The organism is Halopenitus sp. H-Gu1, assembly GCF_041821145.1.
GTDB lineage: Archaea > Halobacteriota > Halobacteria > Halobacteriales > Haloferacaceae > Halopenitus.
On record NZ_JBGUBC010000010.1, the window covers coordinates 95,351 to 120,764 of the forward strand.

The 25,414-nt window shown below is 57.5% G+C and carries 20 protein-coding genes and 2 pseudogenes; 10 read left to right on the forward strand and 12 right to left on the reverse strand.

What is annotated here, in order from left to right; translation table 11 throughout:
• A complete protein-coding gene (locus ACERIT_RS09425; RefSeq protein WP_373674598.1) occupies positions 1–1,656 on the reverse strand; it encodes a COG1361 S-layer family protein in 1,656 nt (551 codons plus the stop codon).
• 311 nt (positions 1,657–1,967) lie between these two features.
• On the opposite strand from ACERIT_RS09425, the gene ACERIT_RS09430 reads away from it, so the two are divergent.
• Positions 1,968–2,624: a helix-turn-helix domain-containing protein gene (locus tag ACERIT_RS09430; RefSeq protein WP_373674599.1), complete on the forward strand. Its 657-nt coding sequence runs from the start codon at positions 1,968–1,970 to the stop codon at positions 2,622–2,624.
• A gap of 55 nt (positions 2,625–2,679) precedes the next feature.
• Here the strand turns inward: ACERIT_RS09430 and ACERIT_RS09435 are convergent, their stop codons facing one another.
• From ACERIT_RS09435 to ACERIT_RS09450, 4 genes and pseudogenes are all read right to left on the reverse strand, one after another.
• Entirely contained in the window at positions 2,680–2,814 is a 135-nt protein-coding gene (locus ACERIT_RS09435) for a hypothetical protein (protein WP_373674600.1), read from the reverse strand.
• Between the two features lie 59 nt (positions 2,815–2,873).
• A pseudogene (locus tag ACERIT_RS09440) lies at positions 2,874–3,740 on the reverse strand (universal stress protein); the annotation flags it as partial.
• A gap of 212 nt (positions 3,741–3,952) precedes the next feature.
• Positions 3,953–4,387 carry a universal stress protein gene (locus ACERIT_RS09445; RefSeq protein WP_373674601.1) on the reverse strand — a complete coding sequence of 145 codons (435 nt, stop codon included), beginning with the start codon at positions 4,385–4,387 and terminating at the stop codon, positions 3,953–3,955.
• Between the two features lie 91 nt (positions 4,388–4,478).
• Positions 4,479–7,493, reverse strand: a complete 3,015-nt coding sequence (locus ACERIT_RS09450) for a PAS domain S-box protein (protein ID WP_373674602.1) — start codon at positions 7,491–7,493, stop codon at positions 4,479–4,481.
• A 91-nt stretch (positions 7,494–7,584) separates the two neighbouring features.
• Between ACERIT_RS09450 and ACERIT_RS09455 the strand changes: the two genes are divergently transcribed.
• The 3 genes from ACERIT_RS09455 to ACERIT_RS09465 all read left to right on the forward strand — a co-directional run bounded on the left by ACERIT_RS09455 (position 7,585) and on the right by ACERIT_RS09465 (position 12,109).
• Positions 7,585–10,023: a hypothetical protein gene (locus ACERIT_RS09455; RefSeq protein ID WP_373674603.1), complete on the forward strand. Its 2,439-nt coding sequence runs from the start codon at positions 7,585–7,587 to the stop codon at positions 10,021–10,023.
• A gap of 174 nt (positions 10,024–10,197) precedes the next feature.
• Positions 10,198–11,634 carry a sugar transferase gene (locus tag ACERIT_RS09460; RefSeq protein ID WP_373674604.1) on the forward strand — a complete coding sequence of 479 codons (1,437 nt, stop codon included), beginning with the start codon at positions 10,198–10,200 and terminating at the stop codon, positions 11,632–11,634.
• 28 nt (positions 11,635–11,662) lie between these two features.
• Complete coding sequence (locus ACERIT_RS09465; RefSeq protein WP_373674605.1) at positions 11,663–12,109, forward strand: VanZ family protein; 447 nt, start codon at positions 11,663–11,665, stop codon at positions 12,107–12,109.
• Positions 12,110–12,129: 20 nt separating this feature from the next.
• Here ACERIT_RS09465 and ACERIT_RS09470 read toward each other — a convergent pair whose 3' ends face one another.
• Together ACERIT_RS09470 and ACERIT_RS09475 are read right to left on the reverse strand one after the other, a co-directional pair.
• A complete protein-coding gene (locus ACERIT_RS09470; protein WP_373674606.1) occupies positions 12,130–13,473 on the reverse strand; it encodes a nucleotide sugar dehydrogenase in 1,344 nt (447 codons plus the stop codon).
• Positions 13,470–14,477 (reverse strand): GDP-mannose 4,6-dehydratase, encoded by a 1,008-nt coding sequence (locus ACERIT_RS09475; RefSeq protein WP_373674607.1) that lies wholly within the window; start codon positions 14,475–14,477, stop codon positions 13,470–13,472. The genes ACERIT_RS09470 and ACERIT_RS09475 overlap by 4 nt, the downstream gene beginning before the upstream one ends.
• A 170-nt stretch (positions 14,478–14,647) precedes the next feature.
• On the opposite strand from ACERIT_RS09475, the gene ACERIT_RS09480 reads away from it, so the two are divergent.
• Positions 14,648–15,415, forward strand: coding sequence for a formyltransferase family protein (locus tag ACERIT_RS09480; RefSeq protein WP_373674608.1), 768 nt, complete (start codon positions 14,648–14,650; stop codon positions 15,413–15,415).
• Complete coding sequence (locus tag ACERIT_RS09485) at positions 15,412–16,224, forward strand: XrtA system polysaccharide deacetylase (protein ID WP_373674609.1); 813 nt, start codon at positions 15,412–15,414, stop codon at positions 16,222–16,224. Before ACERIT_RS09480 ends, ACERIT_RS09485 begins: the two co-directional genes overlap by 4 nt.
• A 71-nt stretch (positions 16,225–16,295) precedes the next feature.
• On the opposite strand, the gene ACERIT_RS09490 is transcribed toward ACERIT_RS09485, so the two are convergent.
• Positions 16,296–17,216, reverse strand: a complete 921-nt coding sequence (locus ACERIT_RS09490; RefSeq protein ID WP_373674610.1) for an NAD-dependent epimerase/dehydratase family protein — start codon at positions 17,214–17,216, stop codon at positions 16,296–16,298.
• Between the two features lie 226 nt (positions 17,217–17,442).
• Between ACERIT_RS09490 and ACERIT_RS09495 the strand changes: the two are divergent.
• Positions 17,443–18,079: pseudogene (locus ACERIT_RS09495) on the forward strand (IS6 family transposase).
• 83 nt (positions 18,080–18,162) lie between these two features.
• On the opposite strand, the gene ACERIT_RS09500 reads toward ACERIT_RS09495, so the two are convergent.
• From ACERIT_RS09500 to ACERIT_RS09515, 4 genes are all read right to left on the reverse strand, one after another.
• Positions 18,163–19,278: a glycosyltransferase gene (locus tag ACERIT_RS09500; RefSeq protein WP_373674611.1), complete on the reverse strand. Its 1,116-nt coding sequence runs from the start codon at positions 19,276–19,278 to the stop codon at positions 18,163–18,165.
• A gap of 89 nt (positions 19,279–19,367) precedes the next feature.
• Positions 19,368–20,474 carry a glycosyltransferase family 4 protein gene (locus ACERIT_RS09505; protein ID WP_373674612.1) on the reverse strand — a complete coding sequence of 369 codons (1,107 nt, stop codon included), beginning with the start codon at positions 20,472–20,474 and terminating at the stop codon, positions 19,368–19,370.
• Between the two features lie 103 nt (positions 20,475–20,577).
• Positions 20,578–21,876, reverse strand: a complete 1,299-nt coding sequence (locus ACERIT_RS09510) for a hypothetical protein (RefSeq protein WP_373674613.1) — start codon at positions 21,874–21,876, stop codon at positions 20,578–20,580.
• 60 nt (positions 21,877–21,936) lie between these two features.
• The gene (locus ACERIT_RS09515; protein ID WP_373674614.1) at positions 21,937–22,791 is read right to left on the reverse strand and encodes a glycosyltransferase family 2 protein; all 855 of its coding nucleotides are present in this window, start codon (positions 22,789–22,791) and stop codon (positions 21,937–21,939) included.
• Between the two features lie 153 nt (positions 22,792–22,944).
• On the opposite strand from ACERIT_RS09515, the gene ACERIT_RS09520 reads away from it, so the two are divergent.
• The 3 genes from ACERIT_RS09520 to ACERIT_RS09530 all read left to right on the forward strand — a co-directional run.
• Entirely contained in the window at positions 22,945–24,006 is a 1,062-nt protein-coding gene (locus ACERIT_RS09520; protein WP_373674615.1) for a GDP-mannose 4,6-dehydratase, read from the forward strand.
• Positions 24,003–24,965, forward strand: coding sequence for a GDP-L-fucose synthase family protein (locus ACERIT_RS09525; RefSeq protein WP_373674616.1), 963 nt, complete (start codon positions 24,003–24,005; stop codon positions 24,963–24,965). The genes ACERIT_RS09520 and ACERIT_RS09525 overlap by 4 nt, the downstream gene beginning before the upstream one ends.
• Positions 24,958–25,414 (forward strand): GDP-mannose mannosyl hydrolase (locus ACERIT_RS09530; RefSeq protein ID WP_373674617.1); only part of this gene is annotated, 457 nt, incomplete at its 3' end. The genes ACERIT_RS09525 and ACERIT_RS09530, both read left to right, overlap by 8 nt.

A 25,414-nucleotide genomic window follows, 5' to 3' on the forward strand; every position in this document is an offset into this window, starting at 1 on the left:
TCAACGCAGGCCCCACAGGGTGGTGCGCTTCCAGGCGACGAGACCGATCGAGGCGATTCCGACACCCCCGATCAGGGACCAGGGGAACCCGCCATCTTCGGGTTCGACCACGTCGATCGGGACTCGGTAGGTGCCGGAGAGTTCGGTGTCATCGTTCGCGTCCTCGTAGGTGAAATCGACGGAGACGGGGTAGGTCTTCGCGATGACGCCCTCGGCCACTCCAACGTCGAATTTCATCGTGGTCGATTCTCCCGGATCGAGCGTCTCGACGAACGCCTCGTCGTTGTCGCTCGTTAGCGGATCATCGGCGAACAGTTTGGCCTCGATGTCGGTGAGCGTCTCCGTCCGTGTGTTCGTCACCCGGAGTTCGATCGTCGTCTGCGTGCCGGCCGTGACGGTCGTGGCGACCGGTTCGACCTGGAAGGGGTCCGCTTCGGGATCGACGGTAACGGGGACATCGATCGGTTCGCTGGTGCGGACTTCGCCCTCAGCGTTCCGATATCGCACGGCGAACGATGGCATCCGTGGGCCGGCGTCGGCTTCCTCGCTCACGTCGAATTCGAACTGGAAGTGGGACGACTCACCCGACGCGAGGTCGCCTACCGCGTACTCGGTTTCAGTCGGGGTGAGCGTTCGACTCTCGGACCGATAGGTGACGAGGGCGTTGGTGACGTCGGCGGGTCCGTCGTTGACGATCGTCGCCGTCACCGTCCCGTCCTCGCCAACGTTGAGATCGCTGCGTATCTCCTGGATGCTGAACGTCTGTTCCGGTCGGACGTCGACGCCGAACTGCAGTGGCTTCGACCGTTTTTCGATGCCGCTTGGATCCTCATACTCGACGCCGACGGTCACTGGATACTCTCCGGGAGAGATGTCACGCGGGACAACGCCCTGTACCTCGACGGCGGTCGATTCCCCGGGTTCAAGCGACGACACGAAGGTGCTGCTCGTGGGTTGTGGGGCGGCGTACTCACCGAACTGAACCGTTTTGTCAGCCGATCGTAACTGGATGCGTGCGTCCGTTGCGGTCTGTGTCCCCACGTTTTTCAGAGTGAACGAAAGGGGGCCACTATCCCCCGCCGTGAGATCGTTCCCTTCACCGTCGACGATCTCGAATCGTGGTTGGTCCTCGACGACGACGGTCACGTACTTGATCTCCGATTTCGAACGGTCGGTGTACTCGACGTCGGTGTATCCAGGAGGATTCTTCATTTGGCGATACTTGGCGTGGATCGTGTAGTCGTACTCGACCCGGATCGGAATTCGATAGGTGCCGGGTTCGGCGTCGCCGATGTCGAGTTTGTAGTTGACGGGATGTTGGAGACCGCCTTCGGGAACGTTTCCGACGAGGGCAGTTCCGGATTTGGCCGTTATCGGGGCGTCGATCCGACCCGAGAGAACGGTCAGCTGGACGTTCCGTGCGGTCTTGACCCGCTGTTCGAGATTCGCCGGTCCGCCATCGTCGAAGCTCCCATCATTCGATACGGACACCGGGAGCACCACCTGGGATTCGGCGGTCACGTGATTGTCGTGAGCGGACAGTTCGATCGACGGATGTCCAATGACGCTATACTCGGCTGCCACCGGCATCGACAGCACCGAAACGACCAACACGCCGACGAGTATGACCCTGCCGACCCGGAGCATCTTCCCCATATGATGTATTGGCTCCCGAGACTTGTGTAGCTAATCACGAACATGTTAGAATATCCGGTGGCTCGTGGTGTCTCGCGCCCCAGCCTCACCCATCGGCGTCGAGATCACGCGAACGCTGGACACTGCCCGTCGTGAGTCGAGAGATGCAGTCTCCACCCGATCTGCGTCGAATCGAGGAGGCGAGCACTCCACGGGATCTGCGACGATCGGAACGCATTGCTCGCAACTGATTTGTCGGACCCTAACATGTTAGCCACGTTTGATAGGCTTGCCCGGATCAAATTTCTAGAAAGGACACGGAGACCGATCCAATGCCCAGAGCAAAATTACGAATTTCCATCCCCGAACAGGCATGGATTCACGACGTCTCAGCCGAATATCCGGAGACGAGGTTCCGAATCGTCGCCGTCCTCTCCAGTGACGAAAGCGGTATCGCCCTCCTCAAGATCCAAACCCCGAACCCGATTCCGATCATTACGAACATCGAACATCGATCGGACATTTCCAACTTCGATCTGTTGTGGAAACAGGACGAAGAGACCATGCTACAGATCGAAACGAAAAGTCCCCTCCTGTTGGCTCCGGTTTTGAAAGCCGGGATTCCACTGCAAACTCCATTCGAAGTCATCGATGGAACTGCAGAATGGGTGATCACGACTTCATCGGAGCGACTGTCGGCGCTCGGAACGCGGCTTGCGGAGGCCGGTATCGAGTTCGAAACGAAATACGTGCGCGATGAGCCATCGGATCCGGCCGACTATCTCCTCACGGATCGGCAGCGAGAGGTCCTGTTGACGGCCGCCGAGCAAGGGTATTATGACACCCCTCGACGCGTGACGCTCACCGAGGTGTCCAACTCGCTCGACATCTCGAAGGCGACCGGCAGCGACGTGCTCCACCGTACCGAAGGAAACGTTCTGTCGTGGTTCATCGAGGAGCACCTCCGAGCAAGTGACGTGATCGGATGAGTCGTCGACGTGGCGGGAAGACGCTGCCGGTCCGCGGTCTTCCCGCTCGGACCGATCAGAGATCAACGGCGTCGGAGACACCCAGGATCGCCTCACACTCCGGGCATTCGTAGACGATCCCGCTCGAGATGTTCGTCTCGGAACTCACGAGTTCATCGATGTCTCGTCCGCAATCGGGACAGTGGCCCATGGATCACGGAACGCACGCGACCACAATAAAGACGCCGTGCGGATCGACGAAGCGACCCCTCAACGACGGCCGAACAGTCGCTCTCGAAGGGATCGTGAGGTCGGTCGTTCGGCCAGCAACACCGGCGTGTCGAGTTTCTCGATGGTCTCGTACGCGAGCGATCCACGAACGATGCGTGACAGCAGTCCTCGCTCGGTCGCCCCGACGATAACCAGACTGTACTCGGGCCCGATCCGTCCGATCACCGTCTCCACGTCTCCGGTTTCGACGCGCAGGGTGGCGTCTTCGAGGTGGTGGGCTTCTGCCCAGTCCCTCAGGAAGTCGCGTCCAGCTTTCTCCGCGCCCTGATCGACGACGTGCAGGAGTGTGACGTCCACGTTGACGGTCTCTCGGAGTGCACGGGCCACCTCCGCGGACAGATCGGAGGCGGGCCCACCGGCAGTGGGAACGAGGACGTCGGTGAGTTCGAGGTCTTGTCCGTCCAACACGAGGACGTCACACGGGAGATCGTGTGCAAGCTCCTCCAGCGTGCCTTCGACACGTCCACCCGCGAACTGCGCGCCGCCGTAGCCCATCACGAGGGTGTCCACGTCGTTCCTCCGGGCGGCGTCGAACACCTCCTCGAATCCACGGTGAGAGAGGATGGTTTTCGTATCGATGGGAACGTCGAACGCCTTCGCATCCGCTCTCGCGGCGATCAGAAGCTCCCGTGAGGACGCGTCGATCTCCGCTTTGTGCTTTGCAGCAGCCTCGAGTGCCGTTTGATCCGGGACGGTAACGATGTGGGTTGCCAGCACGCGACCACCCTCGTGTTGAGCGAGCGCGCCGGCGAGCGTGATGAGGTCACTTTCGGTTCGCGGATTCGATATCGCCGCCATGATCGTTGGCCCCTCGTTCCCGCTCGGGGCCACTGCGGCGGCGGCGACGAGTGGACCCAGCAGTTTCGTTTCACGGCTACCAACGGCGTTCGGGAGGATACGCTCTCGCGGCGATTCGTCCCGACCGTCTCGGAACGTCGAGACGCCTGTTGCGTTCGCGGCGACGCCGGATAGGTCGAACCGTCCGGACTCGATCATCGTCCCGATTCCGAACGGTATCGCCGATAGGAACCTCCCGCCTGTGGGGAGTGTCCCATCGCTCACTCCTCCTGGTCCTCGTGCGGGAGGGCGATAACTGGGCGATTCGCGTTCGTGACCAACTTCAGGGACCTGTCGCCGGTGAGGAACTGCAGCAGGCGGTTGCCGCCGCGGGAGCGGTACGCGATCGCGCTCGCCTCGATTTCCTCGGCAGCCTCGAAGATCGCGCCGACGACATCCCGAGCATAGGCGGTGTGTTCGTCGGCGTCGGGAAATACCGTCCGCACGGCAGCATACGACTCCCCCGCCAGGTCCTCCGATTGCTCGACTGGAGTTTTATCGGGGACGCCGCCACCCTTCTCGACGACGTGAAGGGCAGTCACTCGATCCGGCTGGTACGGTTCCAGCGCGGTCGCCGTCGCCAGCGCGTCCTCCTCGTTGGCAATCGGCAGGAGAACGTGAGCGAGCAACTCCTCCGTCTCGTCGGGTCCTTGCATACGTGGAGTATCCGACTCCTCGGTTATAAAGAGCAAGGCGAATTCCCGTGTCGGGAGGGAGAGGTACGTTATTCCGTAGGGGAGACCCCGATCACCCCGATTTCGGGAGCGTCACCGTGAACACTGCGCCAACCGGATCATTGTCGCTCACCCGAATGTCGCCGCCGTATTGGTCGATCAGCGTCCGAACCAGATAGAGCCCGATTCCCGTTCCACTGCTCTCGAGATCCCGTTCCCCCTTGCCGAAGATCGCGTCACGTTTGCTTTCGGGCACTCCCGGTCCGTTATCCGAAATTGCCATTCGCACGTCCTCCTCGCGCTCTTCAACGTCGATCTCGACGACCGGGGTGTCCTTGTCGTTGTGTTGGACGGCGTTGTTCAACACGTTCCGGATGACCGACGAGAGCATCTCGTTCGCTCGAACCTCGACGTCAGGAATCGACCCACGAACGGTGATCTCCGCGTCCGAATGCGCCTCCTGGCGGAGGGTGATCTCCTTTTCGAGCATCGGCTTGAGTTTCGTCGGATGCACGTCCGCCTCTTCGTCGCTGGATAGCACCTCGACGTAATCGCGCGTGATCTCGGTCAGTTCGATGATGTGTTCGCTACTATTGATCACCTTCTCGAGATACTCCGTCCCCGTTTCGTCGACGTACTCCTCGAGTATCTCGGCCCAGCCGTGAATGATCGACATATCGTTTCGGATGTCGTGACGAACGACCCGGTTGAGTATCGCCAGTTCCTCGTTCATCCGTTCGAGTTCCGCTTCGTATTGTTCCTGTTCGGTGACGTCCCTGATCGATGCGAGGTCGGCGTTCGCTCCCTCGTAGTGGATCTGTGCAACGCTCACTTCCGCCACTCGCTTGTCCCCCTCCTGCGTCCGGAACGTCACCCTGTATCGTGACGGCGGATCCTCCTTGTCCGGGTCGAGTCTGCGTTCGTATCGATCTCGGGCTATTTGTCGATCCGCTGGTGTGAGCACCTCCATGAACGGCATTCCGAGAAGGTCTGCCTCCTCATAACCCGTTATCTCCGTAAACCGTGAATTGACGAAGGCGAATTTCCCATCCTGAACGATCGCGATACCGTCGTGGCTCCGTTCGACCAGCGTCGAGTACTTCTCTCGTTCCTCGGCGAGTCGTCGTTCGTGCTCCTTGCGCTCCGTGACGTCGACGAACGAGGCCATCAATCCGATGGGTTCGTCCTCGTCATCAGTCACGTAACTGGCCGAACACTGGGCGTCGAACGTGGATCCATCAGCCCGGACGGCCCGGGCTTCGCCCTTCCACCGTCCCGTCTCCTGGATCGTGTTCAGGACGGCGGCTGCGCTCTCGGGGTGCTTCCAGAATTCCGTCACCGATTTCCCGAGGACGTCCGACGGGTCATCGTACCCCCACATATCGAGGACAGCGGGATTCACGGACGTCAACTCGCCGTCGAGATCCGCGATGGCGATCCCGCTCAGCGCGGACTCATATGCGTATTCGTACGTTCGGAGCTGCCGTTCCCGCTCTTTGCGCTCAGTGATGTCCTGGAACACTCCCCGAAGCACATCCGTGTTCCCCGACTCGTCCGTTTGAACCTCCCCGTACGCACGGACGTCTCGGACCGTGCCGTCGGAACGGACGATACGAAGTTCCCGATCGTAATCACTCCCATCTTCGATCGCCTCGGTGACGGCCTGGGTGATCTCGTCGCGATCGTCGGGGTGGTACCACTCGAGTCCCTCCGCTAAGCTCGGGTCGTACTCGTCGTCGACTCCGTGAATACGACGGATCCCGTCAGACCACGTGAGTTCCTCCGTCCGACGATCGTACTCCCACACGCCGATGTCGGCGATGTCCTGCACCCGCTCGAACAGGAACTCCTGTCGTTCCAGTTCCTGCTCGCGCTCCGTGCGCTCGGTGATGTCACGGAACGTCCATAATCGACCGTAGTTGGTGCCGTCTTCTCCGACAACCGGTGCCGAATAGCGGTCAAAGACACGTCCGTCGGTGAGGTGAATCTCGTCTCGACTCGTCTCTTCGGGGTAATCGTACAGCTCTTCGATCAGGTCGATAAATTCGTCCGGATCCGCAAGCTTGTGATCGACGACCCACTCCAGCAGGTCCCCCTCCGTTCCGGTCTCGACGAGTTCGTCCGGGATCTCCCACAGTTCGACGAACTGCTCGTTGTAGGAGACGACGTTTCGGTCCTCGTCGACGATGAGCAGTCCGTCGATCGTCGTCTCCATCTGTGCTTCGAGTAACGAGGACTGGTATTCGAGCGCATCCTCCGATTCCTTTCGGTCCGTGATGTCGGTGATGAATCCCTCGATGGCGACGACGTCACCGTCCTCGATCACGCTTCGTCCCTCTTCCCAGACCCATCGCTCCTCGCCGTCCGCGGTTCGGATCCGGTATTCGATGCGGAAGGGGTCCCCCGATTCAACCGCCTCCTGAACCGAGTTCCAGACGTGATCGCGATCGTCCGGATGGATCACGTCCGCGCCGTAGACAACGTCTCCGTCGACGAGTTCCGACGGATCATATCCCGTGAGTTCGATACTGCCACCGCTGACGAACTCCATCGGCCAGCCCTGTTCGTAGCCACAGCGATACACCATTCCCGGGAGGTTGCTGAGCAGCGTCCGGAAGCGGCGTTGGCTCTCCGCGAACCGCTTTTCGGTCCGGGACCGGTGGACCGCATTCTCGATCCGATTGGCCAGGACGGTGAACTGATCGGAGCCGTGGGTCTTCTGGAGGTACTCGGTGACGCCGGCGGAGATCGCCTCGCTTGCGATCTCCTCGCTGCCTTTGCCGGTGAACAGAATGAACGGGAGATCGGGGTACTCCTCGCGAACGGCCTCCAGAAACTCCAGCCCGTCCATTCCGGGCATCTGGTAGTCGCTTACCACGCACTCGATGTCCCCCTCGGCGAGCCGCTCCATCCCCTCGCTCGCGCTCGTCGCCGTTTCGACGGCGAGCCCGTCGTGTTTTCGCTCGAGGAACTGCGCGGCCATCTCGAGGAAGTCGACCTGATCGTCGACGTGCAACACGGTGATCGGCTCCATCTCACTGCTCGGATCGGACGCGGACTCGAGATGACCGGCGTGAGAGGTGTTCATATTCCCTAATCCGGAAGCGAGAGTAAAAAGACGGGGGGCGGACAGAGCACAACACAGCACTTTAGCCGGTCGCCCACCCACGCCTTCGATAATGGCGGATCCGCACGCGGCCACGCGAACCCTTCTCGAGGAGCGACCGGTGGTGGCCGACACGGTCGCGGACGCACTCGACGTGGACGAGGCGGCCAGCGAGCCCTGGACGTTCGAGGACGTGGCGGCCGATTCGGGGACTTTCGGCGAGCTCGTCTCGCGCGGGATCGTCGAGGGCGTCGACGACGGGTATCGCGTGAGCGATACCGAAGCGGTCCGGAGCGCGCTCGAAGCGTTCGAGGCGGGGGCAGGAGTGGACGGCGGGAGTGTAGGTGGAGTGGATGATGGTGAGGCGGGTGAGAGGGTCGGCGGGATGGCGATCGGGGAGGGGATTCGGGGATGGATCGAAGGGATCAACCCCTCCTTCGTCGGCGGGCTCATCGCGTCGATGGCGTTCCTCTTCGTCTATCGGATCATCACGTATCGACAGGTCTTCCGGGAGGAGATGGTCACGCTTCCAGGGAACGACCCGTATCACTACCTCTACTGGTCCGAACGGCTTATCGCGGCCGACATCGGATTTTTCGACCTGCAGGCGATCGCGGAAGTGCTTGGGGGACATGCGACGAACGATCCGTTTACCTACATTCTCGGCTGGTGGATGACGGCGTTGTTCGGCGGCGGGCAGGAGTCGGCGATCCGGATCATGGCGTGGATCCCGGTCGCGTCGGCGCTGATCGTCGGTGCTCTCGTGGCCTGGATGGCGTTTACGATCACTGAAGACGAGCGGATCGCCGTGCTCGCGGTGTTCGCGCTCGCGCTCACGCCGGCCCACGCGTTGTACTCCGGGATCGGGTTCACGGATCACCACACGCTCGATTATCTCTGGATCGCAACGATCGCGACGGGACTCGTCTGGCTCGCCGCCGATCTCGATCGGCGGGCTCGATCGGATTCGGAAACACCGATCCGCGACCACCTCCGCACACCGTGGACGTGGTTGGTGGCGATCCTGTTCGGGATTGCGGTGACCGCGGCCGCGTTCACCTGGAACGGGTCGCCGGTCTTCCTGACGGGGATCGCCGCGTACGTGTTCTTCCGGGCCGGATCCGACGTTCGCGCTGGAGCGTCCCCCGGATTGACCGCGGCACCGGTAGCGGTGGGATTGGCGATCTCGGTAGTCCTCCTCCACCTGATCCACACGCGGGGCGGGCTGATGGAGCGGGCAGTCGCATACACGCCGGCGCTGCTCCTCGGTGGGCTCGTGGCGGTCGTTGCGATCGGTGAGACCTGCTTGCGAATCGATCGTCTTTCGGTTCGGACGTATCTGGGGACCTGTCTCGCGGCAGTTGGCGGATTCGTCGCGATCGTCTGGCAGCGGTATCCCGAGATCCCAACCCGGTTCATCGAGCGAGTTGGCTTCGTTACAGGGCGACAGGAGATCGCGGAAAGTCGACGATTGTTCTCCGGGGACTTCGCGTTCGTCTTCGGAAGCATCGACATGTTCGGCTGGCTGTTCTTCCTCGCGTTCCCCACGATGATCTGGGTGAGTTGGCGATGCATCAAACGTCACGATCCCCGCTGGCTCGTTCCCTGTAGCTTCGGCTGGCCGCTGTTCGGGTTCATGGTCTTCCAGATCCGGTTTTCCGGGGAGTTCTCGCCGTTCGCCGCGATCTTCACCGCCGTCGGGACCGTGCTCCTGTTCTCGAAGCTCGATCTTCTCGCTCCGGCGTCCGTGTTCGGCGATCGGTCGCGATATCGGTTGGACGTCTCGTTCGGTCTCCCCACGACGAAGGGGCTGTACATCGCCGCGGGACTGATTCTCCTCGCCAGCTTGAGCCTGCTCGTGATTCCCGGAATTATGGACACCGTCGCCCACGGAGATAGCCAGGTTGAGGCGATCGAGTGGATGCAGGAGGACGTCACCGAACACGATCGTCCGGCGTTCGTCCTGAGTGACTGGGGCGACCAGCGGCTGTACAACTACCACGTCTTTGGTGATAGCGATACGTATTCGACCGGAGCACACCGCGACATGGAGGTGATGTTGAGTTCGACCGATCCGGACGGGGAGTACGATCGGTTCGAAAGCGGGGTCGGCTATCTCGTCCTGACGGAGTTGAACGTGGAGACCACCGCCGAGCAGGGGTATACCCGACTCGTCGAACAGCTCGGGAGTGCCTCGGGCGAGGTCGACGGCGTGGGACATTACCGGGCGCAGTTCGTCGCCTCGGACGGCTCCGTCGTCGTCTTCACGCCAGTTCCCGGAGCGACGATCAACGGGAGCGCCCCGGCCGACGTGGAGCCGGGAGACCGGCTGACCGTGGAGACAAACGTCTCGATCCCGGGTGCGGAGTTTACCTACACGCGATACGCGACCGTGGATGACGACGGATCGTTCTCGGTGACAGTCGCACAGCCGGGGTCCTACGAGATCGGCGATCGAACCGTCTCCGTCTCGGAGGCGGATGTTCGCGAAGGGCGGACGATCGACGCGTAACGCCACTCGCCGACGATCGCAATCGTGCAAGCAGTCAGTGTAGAGCCGCTACCGCCTACGCGAACGTTTACCGATCGACGAGGACGCGTCGTGGATGTGGACGCACGATCGGCTCGAATCAGTTGCGATGACAAGCATTCGATTTATGTGCGTTGGCTCGCTTCTTCTTCAGTGATGGTAACCGGATGGCGCTATCGGCTGGTGAGCGTGCTCGGCGTGACGTCGATCACCGCCCTCTCCGTATACACCGCGAACCTCCCTCTCTTCCAGGTTCTGCTCACCGAGTACGTGCCGATCGTCAACCGGCTCGACCCGGCCGTGTTGGACAGCGGCGGGCTTCGGTGGGCGCTTTTCATCTCGACGGTCATCGTGGTGGGGTCGTTCACGAAGCTCTTTCGGCCGGAGCCGCGACGAGTGCTCGACGTCGTCTTCGAGGTCGAAAAACGCGTCACTTTCTCGGTGTGTGCGATGGCCACACTGGGATACTTCAAGTGGTCTCACCGACTTCCGCGGCAGACGGTCATTATGACCACCGTGTTCTTATCGATCCTGCTGCCGGTGTTCTTCGTCGCGATCACCGGATCGCCGTCGGCGCAGGCACGGCGCTCGGTTATCGTGGGTAATGATCCGCACGGCGTCGAGCGCATCGTCGATGCCTACGACGGCCCGCTGCTCGGCTACCTCGCGCCGCCGACACCCTACCGGACCGGGTCGTCGGAGACGGACGGGGGAACGTCGAGCGATCGCGAGTCCGTAGCGGCGGAGGTCACGGATGGCGGCAAGGCGCGGATCGAGGTGGGTCACATCGGCGGGCTCTCGCGGCTGGAGGAGACGATCCGAGACTACGATGTCGACACCGCGATCCTCGCGTTCGATCGGGTCGACCGCGGCGAGTTCTTCGGGGCGCTACACACCTGTCACGAACACGGCGTGAACGTGAAGACCCACGTCGACCACGTCGACAGCCTCCTCGTCAACGAAATGGGCGAGGACTCCCCGATCGTCGACGTGGATCTCGAGCCGTGGGACCTGCAGGACCGGATCGTCAAACGCGCGTTCGACGTGAGCTTCGCCGCAACGGCGCTCCTCGTTCTCTCACCGGTCACCCTCGCGATCGCGGCCGCGATCAAATTGGAGGGGAACGGGCCGGTTCTCTTCAGCCAGGATCGGACGTACCGGTTCGGGAATACCTTCACCGTCTACAAGTTCCGCACGCTGAAACCGGAACCGGAAGGAGAGGTCGGGACGACCTTCGACGAGGATCGGCAAACGCGACTTGGGGATTTCCTTCGGATGACGCATCTGGACGAAATCCCGCAGCTGTGGTCGATCCTAGTGGGTGACATGAGCGTCGTCGGTCCGCGTCCTGCACAGACCGATCTGGAGGACGAATTCGAGGACGAGGCGGCGACCTGGAAGCGCCGGTGGTTCGTCAAACCGGGATTGACCGGGTTGGCACAGATCAACGACGCGACGAGCCGGGAACCCTCCGTGAAGATCGACTACGACGTCGAGTATATCCGTCGACAGTCGTTCACGTTCGACGTGAAGATCGTTCTGCGACAGCTCTGGCAGGTCGCTCGGGACGTAACGGCGCTTCGAGACCAATGATCGAGGCGGAAGGGGAGTCGAGAGAACCGTGACCCGTCTTCATCTCCCACTCGTTCCGAAACCGCTCCGATGGTTGCTCGTGGTGAGCGTCGCGAGCGTCGTGGTATACTACTCCGTGTTCGCCCCGCCGGGATCGGGGGCGATGGAGATGGGTCCATTGGGACTGTTCCCGTACTCAAATTGGCTGCACGTGACCGCCTACGTTGGGCTCGCGGGTGCAGTCGTCTATGCACTCTATGCGCCGCCACGGTCGTCGTGGTACGCGGTGGGCGGTGGGTTCCTCGTTGCGTTCGGCTACGGAGTGGCAATCGAGTTCGTGCAGTCGACGCTCCCGGCACGAACGTTCGCGGTAGGCGACATGGGGCTCAACGCGCTCGGGGCAGGGGCCGCGGCGATCGTGTGGCTGGGCCTGTTTCACGTCGCTCGATTCTACCGGCTGTCGGCGATCGATGACGTCGAGCCGGTCGTGCAGTGACCGAAAACATTTCCGAGTAGCTACCGACGGATCCGAGGCTCCTCATCGATCCGGTGACGATCGCCGAGTGTGAGGACCGTCGCGTTCGTTTCCTCCGGCATGGCATTTCGCGAGTCGTAGACGAAGGACGCACGTTCGCCGAGGGCATCGAGATCGAAAGCGTCGTGATCGACGAGGAGGACGACCGCATCGATGGCATCGAGGTCAATCGCGTCGAGGTCCAGTTCGAGCGGGAGTGGGGAGTCGCCTGCGGGGACGTGAGGATCGACTACGGTCACGCTCGCATGGTCGGCCAGCCCGGTCACCACGTCGATCGCCGGGGAGTTGCGGGCATCCCCTACGTTCGGCTTGTAGCTCGCACCTAACGCGAGGACGCGCGCTTCTTCGGGCTCGACGCCGCGGGCGCGAAGCGCCGTCAGCACGTCTTCGATCACCTTCTCGGGCATGGATTCGTTCACCTCGTGGGAGCGCTCGATCAAGGGAATCTCGGTGCCTTTCTCGCGGGCGCGCCAGGTGAGGAACTGCGGATCGACGGGGATGCAGTGGCCGCCCACGCCCGGACCGGGGCGGAACGGCTGGAAGCCGAAGGGTTTCGTGGCCGCGGCGTCGATCGCCTCCCAGACGTCGGCTTCGAGGACGTCTGCAAGGTCGACAAGTTGGTTGACGAGCGCGATGTTCACCATCCGGTAGGTGTTCTCAAGCGTCTTCGTGAGTTCGGCTGTCTCGGCGTTCGAGACGGGGACCGTCTCCTCGACGATCGCATCGAAGAGTTCGGTAGCAGCGCGGCGTGCGGGCTCATCGTCCGCGCCGATCACGAGGGGAATGTCCGCGATCTCGTGATCGCTCCCCGGATTGAGACGCTCGGGGACCATCGCGAGTCGAGTTGGGGCGTCGGCGGGGTTGTTTTTGTCCGTCCCGTCTGGAATGACTATCGGCGCAACGACTTCCTGAGTCGCGCCGGGATAGACCGTACTGGAGACGACGACGAGTGTCTCGCGCTCATCGCGCTGGTCCGCGATCGTCCGTGCGGCCGCTTCGATGGACTCCAGTCGGGGCTCGCCGTTCGCGATGCCGGTCGGGACCGCGATCACGTACGCGTCGCAGTCGGCGACGGCGCTCGGATCGTCGTTTGGCGTGAAGCCGGCATCGAGGGCGTCCGAGATATCCGCGTCGCTCACGTCGTCGACGTAGCTGTCGGCCTGTTGCAGGCGCTCGACACGGTCGGCGTCGATGTCGAATCCCACCACGTCGAAGCCAGCTGCGGCGAACTCAACGCTCAGCGGGAGGCCGACGTATCCGAGACCGATGACGCCGATCTTGGCGTCGCGGTTCGCGAGCCGAGCGACGAGGTTAGACGCGCTCACTGCGTGGTCACCTCCTCGTCCGGGGCCTGTCCGGTTGGTTGCTCTCCGTCCGTACGCTCGTGAATCACGTCGTGCAGGATACGATCGAGATCGGCCTCGGGAGCCCATCCGAGGATCTCGCGAAGCTTCGTGACGTCGGGTTCACGCTGGTCCGGTTCCTCGAAGTCGGGGCCGTAGGCCTCCTCGAAGGGAACGTGGGTAATTACGGAGTCGCTGTCGGTGCGGTCGATCACGGCCTCGGCGAGGTCGTTGATGCTCGTCGGATCGGGCGCACCGACGTTGACGACCTCGCCGTGGGCGGCCGGGGTGTCGAGGAGTTCGTGGGTGATCGAGACGGCGTCGGCGACGTGGGTAAAGCTGCGCGTCTGGGTGCCGTCGCCGTAGACGGTGAGATCCTCGCCGGCGAGCGCCTGCTCGACGAAGGTGGGGATCACCATCCCGTACTGGCCGGTCTGTCGGGGACCGACGATGTTGAAGTAGCGGCCGACGACGACCGGGAGGTCGTGCTCGTCGTGATAGGCGAACGCGAGGAACTCGTCGGCAGCCTTCGCGGTCGCGTAGCTCCAGCGCGTGGTCGAGGTCGGACCGTAGACGCGGTCGTCGGTCTCGGCGAAGGGGACGGCCTCGGACTTCCCGTAGATCTCCGAGGAGGAGGCGAGGAACGTGGGCGTGCCGTCCGCGGTGGCGGCCTCGAGGACGTTCTCCGTGCCTTCGAGATTGGTTCGGAGGGAAGAGAGCGGGTTCTCGACGATGGTCTGGACGCCGACGGCGGCCGCGAGGTGATAGACGGCATCGGCGTCGGAGACGAGGTCGGCGATGAGATCGGCGTTCCGGACGTCGCCATCCTCGACGGTCAGGCGGTCCGTCTCGAGGTGTACGAGGTTGTCGGCGCTGCCGGTCGAGAAGTCGTCGAGGACGACGATCCGGTCGGTCGTCTCCCCGAGGAGGTAGTCGACGAGGTGGGAGCCGATGAAACCCGCGCCTCCGGTGACGAGAACGGTCATATGGTGTGGTGTGTGGCGGGGGGACGTGTAGCTTTCGCGTTAGGAGTGGTGGTTGAAACAGTAGGACACATCGACTTGTGGACGATTCATGGTATGACGCCAGAATCTCTGGTCGAGGGATCAGTTGGATGAACAAGGTTTAGTCGCCCTCCGAGAAAGGAACGAAGTAGATGTCGCTACGGGTCGCAATCGTCACTCAAGACGAACCCTTCTATATGCCCGCGTTCTTCGAGGCGTTCTTCGAGGAACTATCCGAGGAGGTCGTCATCGATTCGGTTACGATCCTCGATCTCCTCGACGATTCGATGGTGGATCTGGCAACCCGTATGTATGGTCTATACGGTCCGTGGACTTCCCTCCGGCGAGGAATCGAATTCGTATATCGAAAGACGCTCTCGTCGATCGGTGGTTCGTATTCGGTCGCAAACATTGCTAAACGAAACGGGGTTACTGTCAAAACTCGCGAAAGCGTGAACGAGTCGGAATTCGTCTCGTATCTCAACGAATCCGGTATCGACGTATTGCTATCCGTTTCCGCACCGGAGGTGTTCGATCCCGCGGTCCTGAATGCACCAAATTGGGGCTGTGTGAACGTCCATACCGCATTGCTTCCGGAGTATCGCGGTATACTCCCGACGTTCTGGGCGCTGTATCATGGCGAAGACGAGATCGGCGTCACCGTTCACACGATGGTCGAGGAGATCGATCGAGGGAAGATCGTTCGACAGACGACCTTTCCGGTGGCCAGCAACGATACTCTTGACGACGTGATTAATCGGGGAAAACGCGTTGGGGGCGAGGAAGCCGCGGCCGCTCTGGCCACGATCGCGGATGGAACCGTGGATCTGACGAAGATGGATGGTGAGGGTTCGTACTACTCGTTCCCCACCGCCGACGATCGTCGCGAGTTCGAGAAACGTGGTGGAGAGGTTCTATGACCGAGTTTTATCTCACTATCGACGTCGAAGACTGGTTCCACTCGCACAATCTGTGGCCCGCACTCGATCGCGAGAAGTGGGACGAGTACGAACTTCGAGTCGTCGAAAACACGCGACGTATCCTCGTTCTCTTGGACGAGTACAACACGAAAGCGACGTTCTTTATCCTCGGCCACGTCGCACAGCGGGCACCCGAACTTGCGGGGGAGATCGAGGCCAGAGGGCACGAAGTGGCGTCACATGGATACAACCACGAACTCCTGTACGAACAGTCCGAGACGGCGATACGGGACGATCTACGACGGTCGAAGCAACTGCTTGAATCGCAAGTCGATCAAGAGGTGGTCGGGTATCGAGCTCCGAGCTTTTCGATTACGGAAGCGGCGATCGAGACGCTCTCCGATCTCGGTTTCGAATACGATTCGAGTCGTTTTCCAGCCCCGGTCCACGATCGATACGGCGATGTGTCCGTACAGGGTTCGGAAACATTCACACGAACCGAGTCCGGACTCACGGAGGTCCAACTACCGCTCTTTGAGTGGTCGAAGGTTCGGATTCCGTGGGCCGGCGGTGGATACTTTCGCTTCATCCCGTATCCGATCTTTCGCCGTGGCGTCGATCGTATCTCCCAATACCGGGATTTCGTCTTCTACCTTCACCCATGGGAACTCGATCCCGAGCAACCGAAGGTCCATGATGTGAATCCGTTCTACCGTCTGCGGCACTATCGAAATCTCGAAAAGACTGAGAAGCGTTTCGAACGGTTACTCGCGGAGTATGAGTGGAAGCCGATCGGTGATGGGTTGTAACAATCTCCAATCGTATTATAAAAAACGTATGAACAAATGCAAGCGTTTGAATCACCGATTAGCAGTCGTAACTACTTTTTAATGTATGGTTCACAGACGCGCCGAATGCCGTCCTCAAAATTGATCTCCGGCTCCCAACCGACGGCGTCGTTGATCTTCGAGATGTCTGCGCAGGTGTCGTGGACGTAGTTCTCAAGCGGTATCGGTTCGTATTCAGGATCGACGTCGGTTCCGAGTGTTTCGTTGATCAACTTGACCATCTCGTTGAACGAGTACGGATCGCCGGTTCCGAGATTGTAGACTCCGGCAAGTTCGGCTTCTCCGGCTTGCTTGAGTCCTCGAACGATGTCGAAGACGTGCGTGAAGTCTCGGGTTTGGGTACCATCTCCCCACAGGACAGGCGACTCTCCGCTAGCGATCTTGTCGGTGAACTGCGAAACGGTATTGGCGTACTGGCCCTTATGTTCCTCGCTGCCGCCGTACCCCTGATAGACCGAGAAGAAGCGCATTCCAGCGAGGGTGACCTCGTCGTAAAAATCGTTGTAGTACTCGGCGTAACGTTCGCGACCGAGCATCGAGGCGTCGTACCCAGTCGACGCCTCAAGTGGAACGTTCTCCGGAGTCGGTTCGGCTCGACTGCCGTATGCCGAAGATGTCGAGGCGTAAATAAAGGTGTCACAGCCGTCCTCGATCGCCTGTTCGACCACATTCACAAATCCCTCGACGTTGACTCGGGCTCCCTGTCGAGGGTTCTCCTCAAGCATCTGACGGCTGGAGAGCGCAGCGAGGTGGTAGACGACGTCGGCGTCAGTCGGAAGATCGTCATCGAGAACGTCCCTCTTGATGTATTCGACTCCAAGATCGAGGTTGTCGGGCGTTCCGAGAAACTCGTTGTCAACCGCAATGACGTCGTTGTCGGCCGCGAGATCGTTCGCGAGGTTTGAACCAATGAAGCCTGCGCCACCCGTTACGAGGACGCGTTTGTCGTGCATACACAGGATACAGCCAGTAATCTCATTACGTCTTCGATTCGGATCTATTCGACTTTATTGAATCCACAATTGCCGGAATAAGTCGTCAGGACGATCGAGATAAAACAGGAGAATAAGGCAATTATACAATAAGTTTTTTGCGCTTCGGAAAACAGGCTATGTAAATATAGTACGTCGTGTTTAGTTAAGGCTGAAAAGCGAGGCGGGATTGATTTTCAGCTGTTCCATGGCGAAAACCGCCCGCCTCAGCGGTCATATCGACTGGGATTGAGTTAGATTTTGTGCAGCGAGAGCGGACACCGAGCGAGCTGATGGAACTCGGTATTCGCCTTCATCTGTCTGGATTATCATTTTTCGAATACAGTTACTGAATTAGAAAAGTTCGGTGTCAAACGCTCACGAAAAGCTGTTCACGACTGGGTGCAGAAAGCCGATCGACAGCCCACTAGTGACGGCTGCCCGGATCACGTGGCGCTTGACGGAACCGGGATCCGAATCAACGGCCAGCAGTTTTGGCTGTACGCTGCTGTTAATCCAGAAACGAACAAATTCTGCATGTAAGGCTATTTATAACGACTACAACAGCATTGACGCAGCAGTTTCTGCGAGAACTTCGTGAGAAATACGACATTGAAAATGCCGTGTTTCTCGTTGATTACGCACAGCATCTAGCTGCTGCACTGTAACGAGTAGGACTCCAATTTCAGACGATTCGCCATGGAAATAGGAATGGTGTCGAACATATCTTTCGAGAGATACAACGACGTACATCCTCGTTTAGTAATAGCTTCAGTCACGTCGATCCGAAAACCGCCGAAACGTGGTTGCGAAGCTTTGCCGTCTGGTGGAATTCGCTTAACTAAACACGATGGGTAGAAGAGCGACTAAAGCAACCAGTTAGAGGATTTGATGGAGAACCGATCGGTACCAGAAACTAGAACTAGGATCAAGGACTTTTCGTTATCTCCTCGTACTCTTGAAGTGTCTGCTCTACCATGCGATTTCGACTGAACTTTTCTCGCACCCTGATCCGCGCATTTTCAGCGTATTCCTTACGCAGTCGGGGATCGCCAAGTAATTCGTTGATACTTGCTGCGAGCGCGACCGAGTCTCTGGGGGGAACGGTTACCCCAGTTTCTCCGTCACGACTGACCCACGGTACACCAGTGGGTAAATCCGTATTTACTATCGGTGTTCCATGGGCCATTGCCTCTAACTGGACGATCCCAAATCCTTCACTCCGTGCAACTGAGGGCAGCACAAATAAGTCGGCGTCATGATAGTAGGAATGGAGGACCTTTTCATCTACATACCCAAGGAATTTCACCTTGCTATCTACGCCTTTTTGTTTAGTGCGATCCTCAAGGTCGCTGCGAAGCGGACCCGTACCAGCAATGAGTAGATCTGCGTCCACATCCGACATTGCGTCAATTAGATATTTCAGGCCTTTATAATAGACTAATCGGCCAACGAACAGTATCGTCGGTCGGGTATGTTTAACTGGCAGATCGAACTGATTAACGTCGTGGCTCTCGATTTTTCCGATGTCAATACTTAATGGAACAACGCTACATTTCTCTTTATACGGTTTGAGTATCGGTGAATTATCACGTAGACGTGGCGATGTGACTAGAATGCGATCAAGATTCGAGAGAAATCGATCAAGTATTGGCCGATACGCCGATAAGAACCTCTCCTGTCGTGCAATGTCATTATGATACGTCGCAATTGTTTTTGGGTCCGAACGTCCTCCAATTATTTGTGACGAGACGGTGAGTGGGTCGGGTAGGTGAAAGTGAACAACGTCCGTTCGTTGCTCGGCTGAGTACAGATGGAGTGGAAAAGAAGGAGCGATCGGGACAGAAAGTGCGGTGCCGAGACTGCTCACCTTCCGAACATTCACACCGTTTATTTGGTTATTCCCCCCGCGTCCACGTCCGACGGTCGCGAGAACTTGAGATGTGTGGCCTGCTTCAACTGCTCCTTCTGCGAGTTGCTGCACCACCCATTCAATTCCACCCACTTTTGGATAATAATACTTAGAGACATGAAGTAACTTCATTCCTTGATCACTCTATCCCATTGGAATATAAAAATCGTAGTTTTATGGTCTTTTGGACGGTTCCGATTCATCAGGCGCTAAAACCCCCGTCATTCACGATCCGCAACACTGTGGTACAGTTCAGCGGTTTGACGGGCTGTCCGCGACCACGTGAAATCGGCGGCATGGTGTTTTCCTTGTTGACTGATCGCCTGTCGGTACTCCGTATCGTCGAGTACGTACTCTATTCCATCCGCGATGGTACCCGGATCGGTCGGACTAACGAGATGGGCAGCATTTCCAGATATCTCGGCCATCGCCCCGCAGTCTGACGTTATCACCGGTGTTCCCCTGCTCATTGCCTCGAGTATCGGGAGGCCGAATCCTTCGTAGAGTGAGGGGAACACGAACAGCGCGGCGGCGTCGTACAGCCACGTGAGTTGAGGTTCGCTTACGAAGCCGAGGCGTCGAACTCCGTTGACCGTCGGAAGATTAGTCGAGGCGAACACATCGTTGTCCGGACCGACCAGCACGAGCGAATAAGGATCGGAAGTATTCTGCCGATATCGACGATATCCGTTGAGGAGTCCCTCAAGGTTTTTTCGTGGATTGGTTGATCCGACAAACAGTAGAAACCGATCGGGAGCGAGATCATCAACTGGTTCCGAATCGGTCGGATCGCGTGATCTAACCCCATTGTAGATGACTTCGATTTTACCTTCTGCCACCGGATATACGTCAATGATCTCGTCACGAGCAAACTTCGAGACTGTGATGATTCGGTCGGATGTCCTTACTGCCAGCGGTGTCAGAAGCCGATAGAGTGAGACATATGAGTTCGTGAACCATTCCGGATGCGTGATCGGCGAGATATCGTGGATGGTCGTGACTAGCGGGGTTCCAGAGAGTACAGGTGGATTCCCTGCCGGTGTGTGAAACACATCGTACTCCTCCCCAGCGAGCATACGAGGGAGCGTCACTTGCTCCCAGAGGTGTGCTCGCGGGCCACTGCTAGCCGGTACTGCTCCTTCGGCCTCAACCCCGTCTGGGAGGTCCGACACCTCTTCTGCCCCGACGGCGACTGGCGAGCACCCGTACGTATCCGCGCTGCCCGCACCGAGTTCACCGAGCAGGCGGCGCGTGTATCGCCCGACTCCGCCTGGCCTGGGCTTCGCCAGTACCCGACCATTAATTCCGACTTGGATCATGTTCGACATAGACCTTTTTTCGTATTTGCCATACTCGGTTCTAGATGTATGGTTTGCTATCGATGATCATCGACTATTGTTTGAAAAATTCCATGGAATAGTAGTTTTGTTTCTATTCTGATTCCTGTATGGAGTTAGTTATAGATCCTTCTTTGGTACTACGATTGTGGAATCCCAGATCGCTCTCTGACGGGGAAGCCCACAACGCTCCAGCCACGACCCAGATGAATGGGAACATCCAGTCAGGCACTGCCACCAGGTGTACGATAAGCCCAGCAAACAGACCGATCCGAAGTCCTTTCGCGAGCCTGTAATCTCTCGGGAGAAAGAGCGTTCGAAGGAAAAACCAGCCGAGAGGAACCGTTCCGAGGACCCCGAAAGAAAGAAGGAGTGTCGATAACCCATCGGTCGTTCGAGCCGCTCCAAGTCCCCATCCGAATATAGGTGATTCCAACCACGCGCGCAGACCTGTGAGCAACATTTCCGACCGAACGTCTCCGGAGTGTGTGTTTATTTTCCCGACCGTGGTGGTGTACAATGCCTGTCGTAGGGTACTGGACACGGCAACTGCGATTCCCGTTAGAATAACCGATACGCCGCCTAGTTTTACGACCCGTTGATAATTCACTTCAGTCAGATACAGGACTCCAATGGTCAGTCCAATGAGACCAATGACCGCAGATGTAGAAAGTGCCAGTATCATTCCGGCGGTAAAAATGAGGAGAAGAGATCTCCGACGGAGACCGTATATTGCGCCGAGAGCGACCGATCCATATAGGGCCAACATCGACGGCTCGGGGAACGAGGACGTAAAGCGTTTGATCCCCGCGATTCTAGTATTCCAGTTGAGAGCGAACGTCGGATTTGAGTAGACGATCTCGTAGGGAAACGGGATAGCGCTGTAGTATGCGATTATCTCGTAGCTACCCACTATGATTGTAATGGCTGCTCCCGCTGCGAACCAGATCCAATCTCGATACAGTGTTTCAAAATCCGTAACGTAACTAGTATACACGTTCGCAACCAATAGATATCCAATTGCGGAAGTCCAATATAGTAGCTGTCCGGGAACGGACGGGAATGGAGGTGAAAAGTACGGGAACGGCGGTGTGATGTGTACCCATCCGTATGATGCTAGAATGACACAGAACAATAAAAAAGAAAACAGTCCTACTGTTCGAGTCAACAAAATCTGTTTTTCTCGTACAAATGCTATTGTGAGCGCTACCGAGGCAATCACAAGAGATACGTGAACAATTTGTAGCCCGAACCCGACACTATCTACCGCCAAAAGGGCAACACTTGGAAATGGTAATGTGAGGAGCAAAACACGGTACGGTACCCTCCAAATACCGGATTCTGTATAATTTCTATTGAAATTCTTTCTCTTGGGCCGGATTTTAGATGTCATCTCACAAATATTTATTATTAATTATAACTCTTTCTAGATTCTGCCAAGGTTTACTATCATTTATAATTGTTTTTTCCGTTGTAATAACTGTGTCCGAAGTACTGATGGCAAAGATGGTCGTACAAAATTAAATGCAAATTCGTCTCTCGGTATTTGATAAAGTCTCAGTAGTTGAGGTAGCATTCGAACCCGATACCACCGGAGACTGATTTTATCGATGGTTTGTTTCAAGAAAAACATAGCATCTTGATCTATTTCTCGCTCATTCCGTAGGGCTTGTGTATCATTATACGATTGTTCTGAATGTTTTATTATTTTTCGATCTGGATGATTTCGATCCGCCGAAATAATTCTATCGAGTCGATACCAATCATACTGTTCAGCTAGATCAAGCCAAAACTCATAATCCATCGAATATTCCCGGTCTTCGTTTAGGCGATTCTCGTCAACGACATACCCCCGAAAAAACACGGATGGTTGGATAATATAGCATATTCTTTCAAGCTTTTTTTTATTGAAACGAGGAATATAATGTGATCGAAGTAGTTCACTGGCAGGACCTATTAAAAGTGCATGCCCGAATACAATATCAGCATCAGTTTGTTTGAAAGCGTTGACAACATCGTCTATTGTTCTTTTAAAAACATATACGTCGTCTGAATTTATCCATCCAACAATATCGGAATTCACCCGATCAAATCCTTTGTTTATTGCGTGACTTTGTCCACGATCTGGTTCTGATATCCATTCTATGTCGTCATATTCATTGAGGATATCTATAGTACCATCGTTCGATCCCCCATCAATAACGTGATGTGTAAGGTTTTCATACCGTTGTTGTTGAACTGACTCAATTGTTTCTTGAATATACTGTGCTTGATTATACGAAGGAGTAACAATAGAAACTGAATTCATGATCTAGATTATAATTACCGTTCGTTCTACTTCATAGCGTGATTTTACAGGATATATGCTTGTTGATCAGTAGTCACCCTATTGATTTCCCGGACTACCTATTAACAACTATCAATAGAAAGATTAAACCAAGAACATCCTTCAGATGCCTTCATGGATATCGGTAAAAGGCTCGCCGAACGCCCCGTGTTTGTGACAGGGGCCGACGGTTTTGTTGGTTCTCATCTTGTTGATAAATTGATTAAACAGGGAGCAGACGTTCACGCGTTCGTTCGAGCGACCTCCAGTGGAGACTTAAAGAACATCCGGTACCACGCGGAGGAACTAACACTCCATCGTGGTGACCTCCGAGATAAACACTCTGTCGAATCAGCACTCAAGGCACTAAAACCTCACAGTGATTCGCTGATCTTCCATCTCGGCGCGCAAGCTCACGTGGGTGAATCATGGCAACGACCGTACGAAACTGTCGATACAAATATCACCGGCACGCTGAATCTTCTCCAGTCTGTCGTCGATCTCGATCTAGACATTGCGAAGTTCGATACCGCGGGGACCAGTGAGGAATACGGAAACATCAAAGAGGAAATGGCCGAGAAACACGAGTTCGACGGTGACGACCGCGTCCTTCTCAGCGAACGATCGCCGGTCAACCCGACGAGCGTCTACGCGACATCGAAGCTGGCTGCGGACTTTCTCACCATGAACTACCACGACGCGTACGGCCTCCCGACCGTCACGACGCGGATGTTCAACAATTACGGACCGCGGCAGAACCCGCGATACATCACCGGAACGATCATCACGCAGGCGCTCGAACGTAACATCGTCGAACTCGGGAACCTGACCCCCAAACGAGACCTCTGTTACGTCTCCGATGGCGTTCGTGGTCACCTACACGTCGCGCTCGAAGGAAACCCGGGTGAGCAGTATGTCTACGGGTATGGGGAGAACCTCTCGATGCGCGAATGGACGGAGATGATCCTCGATGTGGGTACTGAACACGGCTATTGGGAGACTCCGGAGATCGTTCAGGATGATGATCGTTTCCGTCCCGGTGACAGCGACGTCGAAGAACTTCTTGTCGGATACGAGAAGCTCAACGAGGAAACCGGCTGGGAACCGGAAGTCTCCTGGCGTGAGGGTATACGACGAACCATCGAGTGGTATGCGCACAATCCCGACAGCTGGTACGGCCGGGTGGATTGGCGATGAGTAGTCAGGGATACTGGGACGACAAGACGGCCATGGTCACCGGCGGGGCCGGCTTCCTCGGGAGCCACCTCGTCGAGGATCTCGAATCCCGGTCGGACTCGGTTGACGTCTTCGTTCCACGAAGTCACGACTACGACCTCCGAGAAAAAGCGGACATCAAACGGGCTTTCGAGGATTCACAAGCGAACATCGTGATCCACCTCGCGGCAACGGTCGGCGGGATCGGGGCGAATCGAGAGAAGCCTGGCCGATACTTCTACGACAACGCCGTGATGGGTATCGAACTGATCGAACAGGCGCGACAGTTCGATGTCGAGAAGTTCACCATCCTCGGGACGATCTGTGCGTACCCCAAGCATACGCCGGTTCCGTTCGAGGAAGAGAACCTCTTCGACGGCTATCCTGAAGAGACGAACGCCCCCTACGGTATCGCGAAGAAGGCGCTGCTCACACAGTCTCGAGCGTATCGGAAACAGTGGGATTTCAACAGCATCTATCTCCTTCCAGTGAACTTATATGGCCCTCGTGACGATTTCGACCTGGAGACGTCACACGTCATCCCGGCCATCGTTCGGAAGTGTATCGAAGCGAGAGAACGAGGCGACGACGCGATTACTGCGTGGGGAACGGGCGAGCCTACTCGAGAGTTCCTCTACGTGAAGGACGCGGCTGAGGGGATTCTCGATGCGACAGAGCGATACGATTCTTCTGACCCTGTCAATCTTGGGAGTGGCGAGGAGATCTCGATCCGGGAACTGATCGATGTCATCGTTGAAGAGACCGGATTCGAAGGGACTGTGAAGTGGGACACCTCGAAGCCGGACGGACAGCCACGACGAAAACTGGATACATCCCGAGCGAAGCAGCGATTCGACTGGGAGTCGTCGACGAATTTTCGGGATGGACTCCGAGAAACGATCGACTGGTACGAGGATAATCGGCAAGATCTTCATGAGTGAGTGGATCCCGAAGGAGGAGTGGGAAACGATCGTTCGGAACGTGCCGATCGTATCGGTCGATCTGGTGGTGAAACGTTCGGATGGAATCGTGCTCGGAAAGAGGACTAACGAGCCGGCGAAGGGCGAGTGGTTCGTTCCCGGTGGCCGAGTCCAAAAAAGTGAAGCCCGAATTGAGGCTGTCCATCGAATCGCTAAAGAGGAACTTGGCATCTCGGTTAAAGTAAGTGAGTCCCTCGGAGCATTCGAACACCGATACGAGACTTCAGATATTGAGAGGGTGGAAACAAAACACTATCTCGCAAATGGATATATTGTGGAAGTGGATTCGGGTAGGATTCAGCCTGACGATCAGCACGGGGAGATACAAGTATTCGAGTCAGCTCCCGATTCTCTTCATCCGTATATTCGAGCGTATGCTGATTCGTCGGAGACGATATTCGATTGGTTGT